Source organism: Pseudomonas sp. PDM26 (assembly GCF_019219185.1).
In the GTDB taxonomy this organism is placed as follows: Bacteria; Pseudomonadota; Gammaproteobacteria; order Pseudomonadales; family Pseudomonadaceae; genus Aquipseudomonas.
The window spans coordinates 378009-394776 of the sequence record NZ_JAHUWC010000003.1; the positions used below are offsets into that span (position 1 = coordinate 378009).

At 60.2% G+C, this 16768-nt stretch carries 15 protein-coding genes and 1 pseudogene; 7 read left to right on the top strand and 9 right to left on the bottom strand.

Annotated elements, in window-relative coordinates; all coding sequences use genetic code 11:
* The first annotated feature begins 34 nt into the window (after positions 1–34).
* Positions 35–805: an ABC transporter ATP-binding protein gene (locus KW849_RS08810; RefSeq protein WP_218429014.1), complete on the top strand. Its 771-nt coding sequence runs from the start codon at positions 35–37 to the stop codon at positions 803–805.
* Positions 806–818: 13 nt separating this feature from the next.
* Here the strand turns inward: KW849_RS08810 and KW849_RS08815 are convergent, their stop codons facing one another.
* The 4 genes from KW849_RS08815 to KW849_RS08830 all read right to left on the bottom strand — a co-directional run bounded on the left by KW849_RS08815 (position 819) and on the right by KW849_RS08830 (position 4113).
* Positions 819–1922 (bottom strand): sigma-54-dependent Fis family transcriptional regulator, encoded by a 1104-nt coding sequence (locus tag KW849_RS08815; protein ID WP_218429015.1) that lies wholly within the window; start codon positions 1920–1922, stop codon positions 819–821.
* An 8-nt stretch (positions 1923–1930) separates the two neighbouring features.
* A complete protein-coding gene (locus KW849_RS08820; RefSeq protein WP_218429016.1) occupies positions 1931–3118 on the bottom strand; it encodes an acyl-CoA dehydrogenase family protein in 1188 nt (395 codons plus the stop codon).
* A 10-nt stretch (positions 3119–3128) separates the two neighbouring features.
* Positions 3129–3692 (bottom strand): FMN reductase, encoded by a 564-nt coding sequence (gene msuE, locus KW849_RS08825; RefSeq protein ID WP_218429017.1) that lies wholly within the window; start codon positions 3690–3692, stop codon positions 3129–3131.
* A 253-nt stretch (positions 3693–3945) separates the two neighbouring features.
* Complete coding sequence (locus KW849_RS08830) at positions 3946–4113, bottom strand: hypothetical protein (RefSeq protein WP_218429018.1); 168 nt, start codon at positions 4111–4113, stop codon at positions 3946–3948.
* A 136-nt stretch (positions 4114–4249) separates the two neighbouring features.
* On the opposite strand from KW849_RS08830, the gene KW849_RS08835 reads away from it, so the two are divergent.
* Positions 4250–4405: a hypothetical protein gene (locus KW849_RS08835; RefSeq protein WP_218429157.1), complete on the top strand. Its 156-nt coding sequence runs from the start codon at positions 4250–4252 to the stop codon at positions 4403–4405.
* Positions 4406–4495: 90 nt separating this feature from the next.
* Here KW849_RS08835 and KW849_RS08840 read toward each other — a convergent pair whose 3' ends face one another.
* The 5 genes from KW849_RS08840 to KW849_RS08860 form a co-directional block, all read right to left on the bottom strand.
* On the bottom strand, positions 4496–5764 hold the full coding sequence (locus tag KW849_RS08840) for an OprD family porin (protein ID WP_218429019.1): 1269 nt from the start codon (positions 5762–5764) through the stop codon (positions 4496–4498).
* A 178-nt stretch (positions 5765–5942) separates the two neighbouring features.
* A complete protein-coding gene (locus tag KW849_RS08845; RefSeq protein WP_218429020.1) occupies positions 5943–7715 on the bottom strand; it encodes an acyl-CoA dehydrogenase C-terminal domain-containing protein in 1773 nt (590 codons plus the stop codon).
* Positions 7716–7783: 68 nt separating this feature from the next.
* The gene (locus tag KW849_RS08850) at positions 7784–9454 is read right to left on the bottom strand and encodes a cation acetate symporter (protein WP_218429021.1); all 1671 of its coding nucleotides are present in this window, start codon (positions 9452–9454) and stop codon (positions 7784–7786) included.
* Complete coding sequence (locus KW849_RS08855) at positions 9454–9780, bottom strand: DUF485 domain-containing protein (protein ID WP_218429022.1); 327 nt, start codon at positions 9778–9780, stop codon at positions 9454–9456. The genes KW849_RS08850 and KW849_RS08855 overlap by 1 nt, the downstream gene beginning before the upstream one ends.
* 122 nt (positions 9781–9902) lie before the next feature.
* Entirely contained in the window at positions 9903–11525 is a 1623-nt protein-coding gene (locus tag KW849_RS08860; RefSeq protein WP_218429023.1) for an acyl-CoA synthetase, read from the bottom strand.
* 219 nt (positions 11526–11744) lie between these two features.
* Between KW849_RS08860 and KW849_RS08865 the strand changes: the two genes are divergently transcribed.
* The 5 genes and pseudogenes from KW849_RS08865 (at position 11745) to KW849_RS08885 (ending at position 16706) form a co-directional block, all read left to right on the top strand.
* The gene (locus tag KW849_RS08865) at positions 11745–14018 is read left to right on the top strand and encodes a PAS domain S-box protein (protein WP_218429024.1); all 2274 of its coding nucleotides are present in this window, start codon (positions 11745–11747) and stop codon (positions 14016–14018) included.
* Positions 14019–14028: 10 nt separating this feature from the next.
* Entirely contained in the window at positions 14029–14664 is a 636-nt protein-coding gene (locus tag KW849_RS08870) for a response regulator transcription factor (RefSeq protein WP_108217675.1), read from the top strand.
* 239 nt (positions 14665–14903) lie between these two features.
* A complete protein-coding gene (locus KW849_RS08875) occupies positions 14904–15311 on the top strand; it encodes a thioesterase family protein (protein ID WP_218429025.1) in 408 nt (135 codons plus the stop codon).
* 247 nt (positions 15312–15558) lie between these two features.
* Positions 15559–15669, top strand: a pseudogene (locus KW849_RS08880) (serine dehydratase beta chain); the annotation flags it as partial.
* An 11-nt stretch (positions 15670–15680) separates the two neighbouring features.
* Positions 15681–16706, top strand: a complete 1026-nt coding sequence (locus KW849_RS08885; protein WP_218429026.1) for a GlxA family transcriptional regulator — start codon at positions 15681–15683, stop codon at positions 16704–16706.
* Positions 16707–16768: the final 62 nt, after the last annotated feature.

A 16768-nucleotide genomic window follows, 5' to 3' on the forward strand; every position in this document is an offset into this window, starting at 1 on the left:
ACTTTTTTTTTGGGGGGGGGGGGGGGAGAACAGTATGAATGAAGTACCGATCTTGCAGATCGACGCGATTGAAGTCCTGTACGAACAGGCAATCCTCGCCGTGCGCGGGGTATCCCTGGCGGTGCCGCAAGGACAGATCGTGGTGTTGCTGGGGGCCAACGGTGCTGGCAAAAGCACCACCTTGAAGGCCGCCTCCAATCTGGTGAGGGCCGAGCGGGGCGAGGTGGTGCAGGGACGGATTATTTATCGAGGCGAGGATGTCACCCGCAGCACGCCCCATAGCCTGGTGGCCAGCGGCCTGGTGCAGGTACTGGAGGGCCGGCATTGCTTTGCCCAACTGACAGTGGAGGAAAACCTGCTGACGGGGGCCTTTGCGCGTCAGGTGTCCCGCGGGCAACTGAAGGCTGATCTGGAGCGTATCTACAGCCAGTTTCCGCGCCTCAAGCTGCGGCGCAAAAGCCTGGCCGGCTACACCTCCGGCGGAGAACAGCAGATGGTTGCGCTCGGGCGGGCGCTGATGGCCCGGCCACAGCTGGTGTTGCTGGACGAACCTTCGATGGGCCTGGCACCGCAGATCGTCGAGGAGATCTTCGAGATCATCCATCAGCTCAATCGGCGCGACGGCGTGAGCTTCCTGATTGCCGAGCAGAACATCAACCTGGCTCTGCGTTACGCCCAGTACGGCTACGTGCTGGAAAGCGGCCGGGTCGTCAGCGAAGGCACGACCGGGCAGTTGGCCGCGCGCAGTGATATTCAGGACTTCTATCTGGGGGGCGGGACAGCGGGTAAAGGCGCTGCTGCTTGACCGCAAGCACCCGTCAGATCGACAGGTTGACCACTTTGACCGTCCGGGTGTCTGGTGCCGGGCGGCGTTTGTTCACCACCAGTTCACCGACCTTGATCAGCATCGCGCGGGTGATGTTGCGACTCAGCCCCAGCAGGCTGGCGGTGTGTACCTGGTTGTAGTGGCAGAAGCGATAGGCCGCGCGCAGTAGCGCTTCCTCGACCCGCTCGTGGAGGGCGCCGCTTTCTTCCTCGAACAGCTTCTGGAAGGCTTGCTGCAACAGGGCGTCGACACTGTCGTCCTGGAGGGTATTGCTGGCGTCCTGGCGTTCGATGCGCAGGTTGGACAGGTGCAGGTCCTGGACACGGATCAGATTGTTACGGCAGATCAACAGGGTGTGGTGAATGACGTTTTCCAGCTCGCGAATATTGCCTGGCCATGAGTACTTCACCAGCTTCTGTTCGGCTTCGGTATCCAGCACCACTTCGCCATAACCCAGCCGACGACTGTACTCGGCGATGAAGTGGCGGATCAGCGGCAGGATGTCGCCCGGTCGCTCGCGCAGCGGGCTGAGTTCCAGGCTGACCACGTTCAGCCGGTAATAGAGGTCTTCGCGAAAGTGCCCGGCGTTGATGGCTTTTTCCAGCTGCACGTTGGTCGCAGCCAGCACCCGTACATCGATGGGGATGCTTTTGCGTGAACCCAGGCGAACCACTTCACGCTCCTGCAGCACCCGCAGCAACTTGACCTGGATCGGCATCGGCAAGTCGCCGATCTCGTCGAGGAACAGCGTGCCGCCGTTGGCTTCCTCGAACCAGCCGGCCTTGGCGCTCAGGGCGCCGGTGAAGGCGCCTTTTTCGTGGCCGAACAGTTCGGCCTCCACCAGGCTTTCGGAAAACGCGCCGCAGTTGACCGCGATAAACGGCTTGTTGCGACGGGCGCTGAGGTTGTGCAGATGACGGGCCACCAGTTCCTTGCCGGTCCCGGTTTCGCCGATGATCAACACGCTGGCGTCACTGGGCGCGACCTGTTGCAGGTGCGCCAGCAGCGCCTGTGATTTCGGGTCTTCGAAGACTTGCGCAGTGGCGCGTATCGAGGTGGCCAGGGCTGGTGAGGGCGGCAGCGTGAGTAGTTGCATGGTCGGGCCTATGAGTAAAAGGACGGAGTGGGCAGCGTCGTGTTGAGCGCCCAGTCACCCAGTTCATGGAGCTTGTAGTCCATGGGGTCGTGCAGGGTCTGGGTGCGCAGGTTGCGCCAGTGACGATCAAGGCGCAGCGCGGCATGGGTGGCGCGGGCGCCGGTCACTTCAAACAGGCTGCTGGTCAGGTCCAGGCCGGTGCGGGTGGCGGCGACCTTGGCGGTGGCAATGGCCAGGGCCAGTTGGCCACGCTCCTCGGCGCCGAGCCGGTGCTCCTTGCTCCAGGCTTGGTCGAGCAGGGCGTTGGCGCGTTCAGTGAGCAGGCGCACGCTTTCCAGCCCGACCCAGAATTCGCCATAATGGCGCAGGACATAGGGGTCCTGATTGGCCTGGCTGACGTTGGCCTTGAACCAGGGGCGCGTTTCCTTGAGGGTGTAATTGCGGGCCTCTTCGAACGCGCCCTCGGCAATGCCGAGGAAGATATTGACGAAGGTCAGTTGGGCGATCAGCGGGCGCAGGCAGGCAAAGGGCGTGCTCAGCGGGCCGGGATCCAGCAGCAGTTCATTCTCTTCCACGCGCACCCGTTCGAAGGTGGCGCTGCCGCTGTCGGTCTGCCGTTGGCCGATGTTGTCCCAGTCGCCGTGCAAGGTGATGCCGGTACGATGGCTGGGAATGGCGGCGATCAACAGCTTGCCGCTGGTGGATTCATCCAGCGCCGAGGCAATCAGCATTTCCGAATCGGCGGAGCCGGAGCAGAAACTCTTGCGCCCGGAAAACTCGCGATAGCCGGCAAATTTTTTCGACAGGGTGCGGGTGTCCAGCGGGTTAAGGGCATTACCCCAGAACCAGTTGTTGCGCGCGGTCTGTTCGAACCAGGGCTGCCACTGTTCGGGCCGGGAAAACAGCCGTACCGTGGCCAGCATCAAGTGCTGGAAGCCGAACACATGGGCGATCGAACTGTCGACTCTGGCGAATTCGCGCACGACTTCCAGGGTGTCGCTCCAGCTGGCGCCAAGGCCACCGTATTGCTGGTCAATTTTCATCGCCAGCAGACCGCTACGGCGCAACGCGTCGCGCTCGGCTTTCGGCGTGCCGCCCAGATGGTCGCGTTCGGCGGCGGTTCGGGAAAACTCGGCGGCGAGCGTCCGGGCGATCTGCAGCGGGGTTTCAAGTCTGGATGTATGGATAGCGGTCACAGGCTGTTCCTCAGGCTGTTTTCCGCAAATCGGCGGCATTGGCGGTGAACAGCGGTGCGGCCCGTTCGACTGCCAGGCGGATGCGTGTTTTCAGCGCTTCGCTGCTGATCTGGTAATTCGTGAAATCGGCCTGCGAGGCATACACGCCAAGGGGCAGGGTCACCGACTGGAAGAAGCTGAACAGCGGGCGCAACTGATGATCGATGACCAGCGCATGCCGGTCGCTGCCACCGGTGGCGGCCAGCAACACCGGGGTGTCGATCAATGCGTCCTGGCCAATCAGGTCGAACAGGTGCTTGAACTGGCCCGGGTAGGCGCCACGGTAGACGGGGGCGGCCACCACCAGCAGGTCCGCCGACTCAATCGCACTCAACTCGTACTCAACGGTTTCCGGCAGCTCCTGACGGAACAGGGCGCTGCCCAGCGGGCGGACAATGTCGCCCAGTTCGATGATGCGGCTTTCGATTGGCAGGTACTGGCTCAGCTCGGCAACGATGGCCTGGACCAGGACCAGGGTGCGCGACGGGCGATAGGTTCCACCGGAAACGGCGACGACTTTAAGTGGGCTGCTCATGGGGTCTGTTCCTGTTCGGGTTGCGGGATGTGCAGCCATCGGAGCAAGAGTTGTTCCAAGGATAAAATAATTATTAAAAACAATAAGATGGATTAAATTTTTGTCTCGGCTGCTGTTGCCCGGGCAGCTAACTGTTGAGCGACTGTTGCCTGATCAACAATGGCGCTGCTGTCTACCGGGCAACACGGCGGCATCCATGAATTGAATGTAAATGATCTAAAAAACATTCAATAAATACTTTTTGGTTATTAGCTTAAAGCTTTGTCTGGCCGCCAGTGCCGGGTGAGTCGCCTTTGGTTGGCCTTGGCAGGCCGATATCAGCGGGGAACGTCCCTTGCAGCGGCCATGTGTTGCCCAGCCAATAGCGGTTCAGCATCACTGTTGGGCGGGCAACAGTGCGGTCGACCCAGGCGTACGGCATTCACCTTCCACCGTCGCCGCTCAGATAGCTGTGTGCGGTGCCTGCAGGCCCGCGACGCAGGGCTTCGGAGCTTCCGGTATGCCTCTTGCTCAGGCCCCCGACTCTCCAGCAACAGTGCTGATCAGAGCGCCTCAGAGTGCTCGTTTCCTACATCCGCCGGCCGATCCGCCAGTCGATCGAGGATTTTCAGGCGCTGGGGTTCAAGGATCAGGTGCTGGATAAGTTGCTTTATGGGAATGCGGCGCGGTTGTCAGGATTGGGGGGTAGCCTTGAATCGACGCCCGCCCTATGAAGGCGTGAGTGAGAAAAGCTGAAAGTTGCGCAAGGCAGCCTTCAGCTATAAACCCTATGTACTGGGCAATAGTGACGCAGAGCAGAACGCCTACCAGATTGGCAAGGTGTAGCTGACGATCAAACGGTTTTCATCCAGATCGCTGCCAAAGTTGGTCGAACGCACAGTCGCGTTGCGCCATTTCACCCCGACGTTTTTCAGCGGGCCGCTTTGCACAACGTAACCGATGTCGGTATCGCGTTCCCATTCCTTGCCCTCTGGCCGGTTATTGCCCAGGTCAATGTTGTCGCCGTTAATGTAGCGGGACATGAAGGTCAGGCCAGGCACCCCGATGGCCGCGAAGTTGTAGTCGTAGCGAACCTGCCAGGACTTTTCGTCCTTGCTGGCGAAGTCGCCGATCTGCACGAAGTTCACCAGGAAGGCGTCGGTGCCGTTGACGTAGGCGTAGCCGGTATCGCCGCTCATGCCTTGGTAACCCAGGCCCAACGCATGCCCGCCGAGGCTGTAGGTGAACATCGCGCCAATCGCATTGTTATCGACATTGCTGCCGCCGTCATCCGTGGAGCGGGCGAAGCGCAGATCGGTCTTCAGCGACTGGCCGGTTGTGACCGGCAACACGTAGCTCAGGTTGACCAGGTGCTGGCTGTAGAAGTTGTCGAGGTGACCGTAGCTGTAGCCGGTGGCGAGGTTGCTGGTCCATTTGTAGTTCAGGCTGGCGAAATCGAAGCTGTCGCTATCGAGATGACGTGTGGTGATGCCCTTGGCGCCGGTGCGGGTGATGCCCATGTCCTCGTAGTCCGAGGAGTCGCGCTGATTGACTTGCGTCAGTCGCCCGGCATCTACCGTCAGGCCTTCGATTTCCAGCGACGTCAGCTGACCGCCCTTGAAGGTTTGTGGTAACAGCCGTGAATCGTTGGCCAGTACCGTCGGCAGTTTCGGCAGCAGCGTGCCGAGTTTCAGTGTGCTTTTTGAGGCACGCACTTTGGCCGTCAGGCCCAGTTCGCCGTACTCGTCCAGGGAACCATTGCGGGGGTTGCTGTGGCGTTTGAGCAGGCCGGAGCCTGCGCGATCAGGGCTGGAATCGAGCTTGACGCCGACCAGACCGAGGGCATCGAAACCCACACCGATCAACCCATCGGTGAATCCCGACTCATAGCGCAGCAGGAAACCCTGCGCCCATTCCTCTTGCCTGGATTGGGGAGCGTTGGTCTGACGATAATCTCGGTTGAAGTAGAAGTTGCGCAGTTCGAGGCTGGCCTTGCTGTCCTTGATAAAGTCAGCAGCAGCCGGGCCTGAAAGACTGATGACACCACCCGTGAGCAGGATTCGGGTAGCGAGAGTGCGGGTGCGGCGGTCCATGGTGAAGCTCCTTTGTTTTTATTTTTGGAATCATGGGTCTGTCACCGAGCGGCTGGGGCTCGATGTCCAGGGGCAGTGCTGGTGTGAAGCAGCCCTCGCCAGAGGGGCGAGAGCTAATGGATAAAAAAACGCCAACGCCGAAAGAGAGGATTTTTTTGACGCGGCGTCGGCTTAATCGTTAGAACTGTTCCGCGCTCAGGCCATACAACGAGGCACTGCCGGCCCGAATGGATTGCTCCAGGCTCAAAATGCGTGGTAGCAAGCGCTGGATGTAAAAGTCGGCGGTGGCGATTTTCGCATCGTAGAAATCTTCGTCTTCGGCGCGTTTTTGCCGGGCGACCTGAGCCATGCGCGCCCAGAGCCAGGCGTAGGCGACGTAACCGAAAAGGTGCAAATACTCCACCGAGGCAGCGCCGACTTCATTGCGGTTGGTTGCCGCCCGATCCTGCAGCCAGTCGCTGATGTCCTCCAGCCGCTGCACGGCATCGAGCAGCTGCGTGGCATAGGGTGCATCGGGCTGAGCGGCGAAACGGCGAATCTCACCGGTGAACTGGCGCAGCACGACGCCTTTATCGGCGAGCACTTTGCGTCCGAGCAGGTCCAATGCCTGGATGCCATTGGTGCCTTCGTAGATCTGTGCAATGCGCACATCACGGACCAATTGTTCCTGGCCCCATTCGCGGATGTAGCCATGGCCGCCAAAAACCTGCTGGCCATTGATGCAGCTTTCCAGGCCGGTGTCGGTAAAAAACGCCTTGGCCACCGGCGTCAGCAGCGCAACCAGGTCCTGCGCACTGTCGCGCTCGCTGGCATCGTCGGAAAACTTCGACAGGTCCAGTTGTTGCCCGACATAACTGGCGAACGCGCGGCCACCCTCGGTCATGGCCTTCATGCCGAGCAGCATACGCCGCACATCGGGGTGAACGATGATCGGGTCGGCCAGTTTGTCCGGGGTCACGGCACCGGTGGGCGCCCGACTCTGGATGCGTTCGCGAGCGTAGGCGACGGCGCTCTGGTAGGACGCCTCGGCGCAGCCGATGCCCTGAATGCCGATGGACAGGCGTTCGTAATTCATCATGGTGAACATCGCCGCCAAGCCTTTGTTCTCCTCACCGACCAGCCAGCCACTGGCGCCGTCGAAGTTCATCACGCAGGTGGCCGAGGCCTTGATGCCCATCTTGTGTTCGATCGAACCGCAACTCACGGCGTTGGCAGCACCGAGGGAGCCTTCGGCATTGACCAACACTTTAGGTACGACAAACAGCGAAATGCCTTTCGGACCAGCAGGCGCGTTCGGCAGTTTGGCCAGTACCAGATGCACGATGTTTTCGGTCAGGTCCTGATCGCCCCCGGTGATGAAAATCTTGCTGCCGGTGATCTTGTAGCTGCCGTCAGCCTCAGGTTCGGCGCGGGTGCGGATGAGCCCGAGGTCGGTGCCGGCCTGGGCCTCGGTCAGGCACATGGAGCCGGCCCAGCGGCCTTCATACATCGGTGGCAGATAGATTTTTTTCAGGGTGTCGCTGGCGTGAGCATCCAGCGCCAGGCAGGCACCGGAGCTCAACGCCGAATACAGAGCAAAACTTGAGTTGGCGCCGTAGAGCATCTCTTCGAACTGCACGGCGAGCATTTTCGGCATGCCCATACCACCGAACCCGGCGTTGCCGGACAGTCCCACCCAACCGCCTTCGATGTAGGTAGCGTAAGCCTGTTTGAAACCGATGGGGGTGGTGACCCGACCCTCATGCCACTGCGCGCCTTCTTCGTCGCCGCTGCGATTGAGGGGCGCAATCAGGTGCGAGGTGACTTTTGCCGCCTCCTCAAGAATGGCGTCCGCCGTATCGGTATCGATGCTGTCGGCCAAGGCCGGCAGGCGCGCCCACATGGCCGGGGCATCAAACACTTCGTGCAGCACAAAGCGCATGTCGCGTAGCGGAGCTTTGAATTCGGGCATAACGTGAACCTCGTTGGGACAGTTGTGTCACGGGCACAGCGCCGCACAGGCGGGCCGTGCCCCTTCAGTCAATGGCTGGAAGCGGCGGCAGCGCCGAGGCCGGTCTGAGCTCGAACGAATTGGTCGGCGTAGGCGTCACGCTCCTTGTCGGCGCGCGCACTGCGGTCGAGCCTGGACACCACGACGATCACCAGGAAGGCCAGCGGCATGGAGAACAGTGCTGGATGGTCGTACGGGAAGATCGCTTGCGCATGACCGAGTACGGTCACCCAGACAGGTGGCGACAGGATGACCAGTGCCAGTGCGCAGATCAGGCCGGCAAAACCGCCCAGGATCGCGCCTTTGGTCGTCAGGCCTTTCCAGTACATGGCCATGATCAGCACCGGGAAGTTGGTCGAAGCGGCGATGCCGAACGTCAGGCCCACCAGAATGGCGACGTTCATCTTCTCGAACACAATGCCCAACACAATCGCGATGATGCCCAGGCCCACAGTGGCCATGCGGGTCACGCGCATTTCCTGCTTCTCGTTGGCGGTGCCTTTCTTGTATACGGTGGCGTAAAGGTCATGGGAAATCGCCGAAGCGCCGGCCAGCGCCAGGCCGGACACCACTGCAAGGATGGTTGCGAACGCTACAGCGGCGAGGAAACCGAAGAAGAGATTGCCGCCGACAGCTTTGGCCAGGTGCATGGCAACCATGTTGCCGCCACCAATCAGGGCGCCGCCGACTTCGCCATTGACGTAGTACTGCGGATCGGTGCCTATGATCACCATAGAGACAAAACCCAGGGTGCAGACTACGAGGAAGAAGAAACCGATGAAACCGGTGGCGTAGAACACCGACTTGCGGGCTTCCTTGGCGCTCGGCACGGTGAAGAAGCGCATCAGGATGTGCGGCAGTCCGGCAATCCCGAACACCAGGCCCAGCGACATCGACACGGTGTTTATCGGGTTGGCGAGCAGTGAGCCCGGGCCCATGATGTTCCAGCCGCTGGCGTGAACCTTGACGGCTTTGTCGGCCAGGGTTTCATAGCTGAAACCGAACTGCGACATGGCCATGACCGCGAGGGCGGTGCCGCCGACGAGCAGCAGCACAGCCTTGATGATCTGGACCCAGGTGGTGGCGATCATTCCGCCGAAGATCACGTAGATCAGCATCAGCGCGCCAACGATCATCACCGCAACCGGGTAGTCGAGGCCGAACAGCAATTTGATCAGTTGGCCGGCACCGACCATCTGCACGATCAAGTAGCAGCACACCACCGTCAGCGAGCCGAAGGCTGCGAAGATCCGCACCTTGTTCTGGTCCAGTCGATAGGAAACGATGTCGGCGAAGGTATAGCGCCCGAGGTTGCGCAGACGCTCGGCCATCAGGAAGGTAATGATGGGCCAGCCAACGAAGAAGCCGATGGTATAGATGAAGCCATCGTAACCTTTGGCGAATACCAGGCTGGAAAGCCCCAACAGGGTAGCTGCGGACATGTAGTCGCCGGCAATCGCCAGGCCATTCTGAAACCCGGTGATACCACCGCCCGCCGTGTAAAAGTCCGAGGTGGATTTGGTTTGGCGCGCGGCCCACCAGGTGATGGCCAGCGTGCCGAGGACGAACACGAAGAACATGCCGATCGCATTCAGGTTCAGTGGTTGCTTTTCCACCGCGCCCATCGCCGGCGCGGCGAGCGCAATGGAGGCTGGCAGCAGGCCGGTAGCGGCGAGGATCAGTTTACGCAACAGAGTCATCACTTGCTCTCCTCGATAATGGCTGCGCCCAAAGTGTCAAAGCGGGTATTGGCGCTGTAGACATACCAACCGGTCAGTAACCAGGAAAACACGATGATTGCCGCGCCAACCGGCATGCCCAAGGTCAACATCCGATGTTCGCCCAGTGGTGCATGCAGCCACTGCGGGGCAAACGCCACCACCAGCATGAACAGGTAATAGGTGCCCAATACAACGGCGCTCAACGTCCAGGCCAGGCGTGAACGGCTGCTCACCAGTTGAAGGAATTTCGGATTGCGCCGAATGCGTTCGCAACGTTGGGTATCGGTTGAATGGATGTCGATCATCGGTAGCTCCACATTGTTTTTGTTGTCGTTGTGTAGGGCAGGGCACTGCCGAATTCGGCCTGCACGAACCCCTGGCAGCAGGTAAAACACCTGCTGCTTGATGGATGCAATGTCAGATGGGGTTAGAGCGCCTTGGCCCGGTCGCGCAATACGTACTTCTGGATCTTGCCTGTTGAAGTCTTCGGCAAGAGCGTGAAAACCACTGTTCGCGGTACCTTGAATCCGGCCAGATGTTCACGGCAGAAACTGATGATGTCGGCCTCGCGAACGTCCTGGTGATCAGCCTTCAAGGTGACGAAGGCGCAGGGCGTTTCTCCCCATTTCTCATCGGGACGGGCGACCACCGCTGCTTCCATCACACCCGGGTGGCGATAGAGCACGCCTTCGAGTTCGATGGTGGAGATGTTCTCGCCGCCCGAGATGATGATGTCCTTGAGCCGGTCCTTGATTTCGACGTAACCGTCGGGATGCCAGACGGCCAGGTCACCGGTGTGGAACCAGCCGCCCTCGAACGCTTCGGCAGTGGCGGTCGGGTTCTTCAGGTAACCCTTCATGACAGTGTTGCCGCGCAGGAAGATCTCGCCGATGGTCTGGCCGTCGCGCGGGGTTGGCTCCAGCGTTGTGCTATCGCCGACCATCACGCCTTCCAGCGTCGGGTAGCGCACGCCCTGTCGCGACTTGATTTGCGCCCGCTTCTCCAGAGAAAACTCATCCCATTCGGCGTGCCAGGCGCAGACCGTCACCGGGCCATAGGTTTCGGTCAGGCCAAATACGTGAGTGACCTTGATGCCCATCTCTTCGACGGCACCGATCACTTTGGCCGGTGGCGCAGCGCCCGCGACCAGGGCATTGACCGGGTGATCGATGGCCGCTTTGGCTGATTCGGGCATGTTCACCAGTGCATTGAGCACGATCGGTGCGCCGCACAGGTGAGTGACCTGATGCTCGCGGATCAGCGTGAGGATTTTCTGTGGATCGACCCGGCGCAGGAATACGTGCACACCCGCCAGGGCGGTGATGGTCCATGGGTAGCACCAGCCATTGCAATGGAACATCGGCAGGGTCCAGAGGTACACCGGGTGGTTGCCTATGGCCCAGGTCATCTGGTTGCCCAATGCGCTCAGGTAAGCGCCGCGATGGTGGTAGACCACGCCCTTGGGGTTGCCGGTGGTGCCTGACGTGTAATTCAGCGAAATGGCTTGCCACTCGTCGACCGGCCATTGCCAGTCGAATGCCGGGTCGCCTTCGGCCAACAGCGCTTCGTAGTCCAGGTCGCTCGCGGCCTGACCTTCACCGTATTCCGGGTCATTGACGTCGATCACCAGAGGCGGGTGATCGAGCATGCCAAGCGCCGCCTGGATCACATCATGGAACTCGCGGTCGGTAATCAACACCTTGGCCTCGCCATGCTGCAGCATGAAGGCGATTGCCTCGGCATCGAGGCGCACGTTGAGCGGGTTGAGCACGGCACCGATCATCGGCACACCGAAATGCACTTCAAGCATCTCGGGAATGTTGGGCAGCATCACCGCGACCGTGTCGTTCTTGCCGATACCGCGACCGGCCAGCGCCGAGGCCAGACGTCGGCAACGGGTGTAGGTCTGCGCCCAGGTGCGACGAATCGAACCGTGGATGACGGCGGGGAGATCAGGATAAGTGCTGGCAGTGCGCTCGATGAAACTGAGCGGAGACAAGGCTATGTGGTTCACAGCCGAAGGGCCTAGGCCTTGGTCATAGATAGACATGTGCGGGTACTCGATGGCTGATTGTTAGCTCTATGGTTGACCTCGCCGAGGTCACCTTCAAAGTCCGGGTTACCTTATATAACATTCTGCCGTTAATATGGAAGTACAACCTACGAAGTATAGTATATATACTATATTTGATTCTTTTGACTCCAAATCACCGCCGCCAGCCCTCCAAGGCTGGTATATGCTTGGTTTCCCTGACGAAGTGGACCCGCAATGACCCTGACTCCCGTTCGATTGCACAGTTGGTTGCACCTGCAGCGAGAGGGCGTGTCTCTGGCCGCCCGGGCCGATGCGTTGTGTCAGGCGCTGCAGGATTGCCCCGAGGTGCAGCGGGCGGTTTACCTGAGTTGGCAGCCCAATGCGCGGATCTACAGCCATGAGGGCACCGCCCAGCATTTTCCGCCGGGACTTGGCGATCCGGCGCTGGCCAGCGACCAGTTGCTCTTCGAGCATCTGGTCGAGGCGGGGCGCCTGGACCTGTCTCAAGTCCGTCAACTCGATTGCTGGTTGTCCGGCCGGTTGCGGCGGGCCGCGATCAGCCATGGCCAGGTATTCGATCTGGCCTTGCAGCCGGGGCAGCCGGGGTTGTTGCTGGTGCAGGTGTGCGAGGGCGTGAGTCTCGATTGGCTGGGCTGGGTGCAGGATTTGCTGACGACGCTGCTGAGCAGCGTCAACGGCATGCTGCGTGGTTCGCCGCTGCTGGGCCACGATCCACAACCGAGCCTGTTGCTCGATGCACAAGGTCGACCGCTGGAGTTCAACGCGGCACTGATGGCGCTGCTCGCCGAGAAGTCGCTGACCGATGTGTCGGGTTTTTTACCGGTCAATCATCGGGTGCTGGTGCGTGCCTGCCTGGATCAGCAACGCGCCATCGAAGGCGTCGAGGCTCAGTTTGAAGCGCAGATCCTGATCTGGACGTTCATCCCCGACCCCCAGGACAACCGAGTGCTCGCCCGTTGCCGCGACGCCACGGCCCAAGTGCTGGCGGAGCGTGAAGCGGCCACCGCACGGCGGCTGTACCGGCTGATCATCGAAAACACGACCGACCTGATTTCCCGTCACACGCCGGATGGGCACGTTATCGATGCGTCACCGGCATCCTGGACCTTGCTCGGTTACTGGCCCGAAGAGTTGCGCGGGCAATTGGCCCAGGGCCTGTTTCATGGCCAGGATCTGGCCGGTCTGGTGCAGCGCGCGCGTGATGCGCTGGAGCAGGATGGTTATCACACCATGACTTATCGCATCCGTCATCGCGACGGCCATTACCTGTGGTTCGAAACTGCCAGCCGGGCGATCCGGGAAACCTACACCGGGACGGTGGTCGAAGTCGTCAGCGTATCCCGGGACATCACCGCCCGAGTGCAGGCCGAGGAGAACAAGCGACGCCTGGCCGAAGTGGTCGAGGCCAACATCGATCCGGTGTTGTTCATCGCCCCGGAGGGCCAGGTCACTTACCTCAATCCAGCCGCGCGCCGGATCCTCGGGATTGATGAGCAACAACCCATGCCGGCCCTGGCCGCGTTGTTCGCCAGCGGCGACCTTGCGCGCCTGCAGCGTGATGGCTGGCAGAGCGCCGAGCGCGACGGTGTCTGGAGCACCGATGCGCGGTTGCAACCACCGGGTGGCGGCACATCGGTGCCGGTGTCGCTGGTACTGTTGGCGCACCGTTCCGCCGGGGGCGAGCGTTACTACTCATTGGTCGCGCGCGACATGACCGAGCGCGAGCTGCGGGAGGTACAACAACGCCGTCATCAGGACGAACTGGCACACACCGCACGCTTGGTCACTCTCGGTGAACTGGCCTCGGGGATCGCCCACGAAATCAATCAGCCGCTGGCTGCCGTGGTCAATTATGCGAATGCGAGCCAGCGCTATCTACAGACACTGGATTCCAATCCCCAGGCCGCTGCCAGAGTGACCCAGGGCCTGGAACGCATTACCCATCACGCCACCCACGCCTCCGAAGTGATCCGGCGGTTACGCTCCTTTTTGCGCAAGGGACAGCGGCGCATGCAGGCGTTGAACTTGACCGACGTCGCCCGCGAAGCCGTGCGTTTGTGTGCCTGGGAGGCGAGTAATTGCCAAGTGACAATCGAGGATCGACTGCCGGATAATCTGCCACCCGTTTATGCCGACCGCGTATTGCTGGAACAGGTTCTGCTCAATCTGTTGCGCAATGCCATCGACGCCAACCGTGAGCAACATCCCGGGCTACCTTCGCAGATCGTGATGACCGTGGAGCAGGGCAGTGGCGCCTGCGTGGAAATCCGTGTGCGAGACCAGGGGCCAGGCGTCAGCGAGCCGGAACTGGAACAGATATTTACCCCGTTCTACACCAGCAAGGCCGATGGTCTGGGGCTTGGTCTGTCCATGAGCCGCAGCATCATCGAAGGTTTCGGTGGCGAACTGAATGCCCTGCGTCAGCCCGTCGGGCTGCTGATGTGTTGCCGCCTGCCGCTGGCTGGCCCGACAAAACAACAACAATAGGAATCAGGTAATGGCAGGTGTAACGGAGCAGGTTGTGTACGTGGTCGATGATGACCAGGGCATGCTCGAATCGACGGTCTGGTTATTGGAGTCGGTCGGTCTCAAGGCTTTGCCGTTTACCAGTGGCGTCGCGTTCCTCGATGCCTGCGATGCAAGTCTCGATGCCTGCGTGTTGCTCGACGTGCGCATGCCCGGCATGGGCGGCTTGAACGTGCAGGAAGAAATGCGCGTACGCCAACTGAACCTGCCGATCATCTTCGTCAGCGGGCATGCGGATGTGCCGATCGTGGTGCGCGCATTCAAGGCCGGTGCCCATGACTTTATCGAGAAGCCCTACAACGAGCAGCTGTTGCTGGACAGCGTGCAACAGGCGCTCAGCAACTGTGCCGCCAACCGTTCGGGCAACCAGGGTCACGAAGCCTTGCAGGCGCGCTTGCTGAGCATGACCCCGCGCGAGCGCGATGTCATGTTACCGCTGGTGCAGGGCTACACCACCCGCGAAATCGCGGAGCAACTGGGCGTGAGCGCAAAAACCGTTGATCTGTATCGCGCGCGCGTCATGAAACGCATGCAGGCCAACACGTTGCCGGAACTGGTGGGCATGGCCATCGCGGCGCAGATGGTCGATCCGCTGAAGTTGCGTTGATCCCTCGCTCTTCATATTTCCAATGTAGGCGCGAGGACTTCAAAACGGCGTCTGCGTTTTTACACAGCCTGGGCCGGCTCACCGTTCACGAACGTTATCTTTTCTTCAGGCATGACTTCGTCCTTGCCGCTATAGCGGCTATGCATTAGAGATGAGAGGGAGGTATCGTCTGCCCCGGACAAACAGGCGCTGCGACGCGGTTGTTTGAGCTCTGTCACTCAATATTAAGGATTGATCTTGTGTCGAACTCAGTGACTATCAAGAGAAAGGTATTGTTCGGCGACTGTGATCCGGAGGGGATTGTCTATACACCCAGGTTTTCGTATTTCGTTGTCGAGGCCATTCATGATGCCCTTACCGTCTGGCTTTCCGGTCCCGGATTAAGAACCCTGCTCGGTTTTAATCTACTGCCTCCAGCAAGGGCCTTCTCGCTAGAGTTTCTTCATCCGGTCACTTGGGATGACGAACTTTCCATGAAGGTAAGTGTTTCCAGTATTGGGCTTCACTCGTTCACATTTCTAGTCGAAGGTAGTGTAGCGCCAGATGTTATGGCATTTACTTCTAGCCTTACACACGTTTGCATCTCGCCGGTTACCAGGGAAGTTATTGAGGTTCCAGAGCAACTGAGGGCGCTGCTCCAGTCTTGAGCGTTGTAGTCGCTCGGACGAGATTGAGCTGGGCAGGCGACGGTCTTGCGCTCCATAGCCATCCCGCTCATCGGCGATTCAGTGTGCGCATCGTTTAATGCTCCTCAAGGCTAGTGCGAGCAACACATCCAGCTCGCCCTTGGTAGTGACGAACACTTGGGAGTCGATATCTGACACGCCTTGATGATTCCTGACGCCGACAATCGGGTGAATTCCTGACACCTTTGATGCGGCGCGGAGATCGACGATGGCTATCAGTGTTTTTGACTTGTTCAAGATGGGTGTCGGCCCCTCCATCTCCCATACCGTCGGCCCGATGCGTGCCGGGGCTTTGTTTGTCGAGTATCTTGACCAACGGGGGAGTGGAACATGCTGCAATTGACCGAGTCTGGCCGGCCACAACCGCCGATGCTGCGTATTGGTTTCTGGTTGATGGAAGCCTTCGATTTGTATGCCCTTGCCAATGCGCTGGAGCCATTGCGCCAGGCCAATCAGTTGGCGGGGTGCAATGTTTGCCAATGGCAAATGCTTAGCCTGGACGGACAGCAACTGAACGCCAGCAACGGCATCGCAACCGCCACTGCACGACTGGATCAGGCACAAATGTTCGATGTATTAATCCTCTGCGGTGGGGATAAGCTGCATCTTCAAACTGAAAATCCAGACTTGCTCCAGCAGCTGAACCACTGGGCGAGGCAACCGATCAGCCTGGGGGCGTTGGGTAAGGCCGGTTGGCTACTGGCGCAGATTGGCGCGCTGGATGGTTTCCGCTGCAGCTTGCCGCAGCCCACCCCATCACTGACCTTTGCTGCTTTGCGCGAGTTGACGCCGGTAGCAGCACCGTTCTGTGTCGATCGCCAACGTCTGACCTGCGTCGGCCCGCAGGCCGTTCAAGGGTTGATGCACGAGCTTCTCGCCCGGACCCACGGTCGTGGTCTGATACTGCGGATGGAAAAACATGCAGCACGCCAGGCTCGGCCGCTACTTCCCCTGCATGACGCCCCGGAAAAACTTCAAGCAACACTGGCATTGATGAACGAGCACTTGCGCCGAACGCTGGGTATCGACGAACTGGCCGACACCATGGGCATTTCCCGGCGACATCTGGAACGGCTGTTCAAGCGCAGTCTGGGTTGTTCGCCGTCCCGACACTACCTGGATTTGCGGCTGCAACAGGCGCGCCAGTTGTTGCGGGCCGGTGAACATTCCTTGTCAGATGTCGCCGGGGAGTGCGGTTTCGTCTCGGTGCAACATTTCTCGCGCTGCTATCGCCAATACTTCGGAGCACACCCTCGCGATCATATGGGCGCGAGCTTGCTCACGAAGGCGCAGAATCAGCGGGTAGCAATGTTGAACGCACCGGCCACATCGCGAGCAAGCACGCTCGCGCACTGACTGCGTTGTCCTTTGCCAATGCCCCCGCCAAGCGGCTTTTACCGCGCTTGCCGGGGGCATTT

Coding starts and splice junctions, on each gene's coding strand:
- KW849_RS08845 (WP_218429020.1), bottom strand. CDS start 7,715: ATGCCCGAATTCAAAGCTCCGCTACGCGACATGCGCTTTGTGCTGCAC.
- KW849_RS08810 (WP_218429014.1), top strand. CDS start 35: ATGAATGAAGTACCGATCTTGCAGATCGACGCGATTGAAGTCCTGTAC.
- KW849_RS08840 (WP_218429019.1), bottom strand. CDS start 5,764: ATGGACCGCCGCACCCGCACTCTCGCTACCCGAATCCTGCTCACGGGT.
- msuE (WP_218429017.1), bottom strand. CDS start 3,692: ATGAGCAGCCCACTTAAAGTCGTCGCCGTTTCCGGTGGAACCTATCGC.
- KW849_RS08850 (WP_218429021.1), bottom strand. CDS start 9,454: ATGACTCTGTTGCGTAAACTGATCCTCGCCGCTACCGGCCTGCTGCCA.
- KW849_RS08870 (WP_108217675.1), top strand. CDS start 14,029: ATGGCAGGTGTAACGGAGCAGGTTGTGTACGTGGTCGATGATGACCAG.
- KW849_RS08885 (WP_218429026.1), top strand. CDS start 15,681: ATGCTGCAATTGACCGAGTCTGGCCGGCCACAACCGCCGATGCTGCGT.
- KW849_RS08865 (WP_218429024.1), top strand. CDS start 11,745: ATGACCCTGACTCCCGTTCGATTGCACAGTTGGTTGCACCTGCAGCGA.
- KW849_RS08860 (WP_218429023.1), bottom strand. CDS start 11,525: ATGTCTATCTATGACCAAGGCCTAGGCCCTTCGGCTGTGAACCACATA.
- KW849_RS08855 (WP_218429022.1), bottom strand. CDS start 9,780: ATGATCGACATCCATTCAACCGATACCCAACGTTGCGAACGCATTCGG.
- KW849_RS08815 (WP_218429015.1), bottom strand. CDS start 1,922: ATGCAACTACTCACGCTGCCGCCCTCACCAGCCCTGGCCACCTCGATA.
- KW849_RS08830 (WP_218429018.1), bottom strand. CDS start 4,113: ATGCCGTACGCCTGGGTCGACCGCACTGTTGCCCGCCCAACAGTGATG.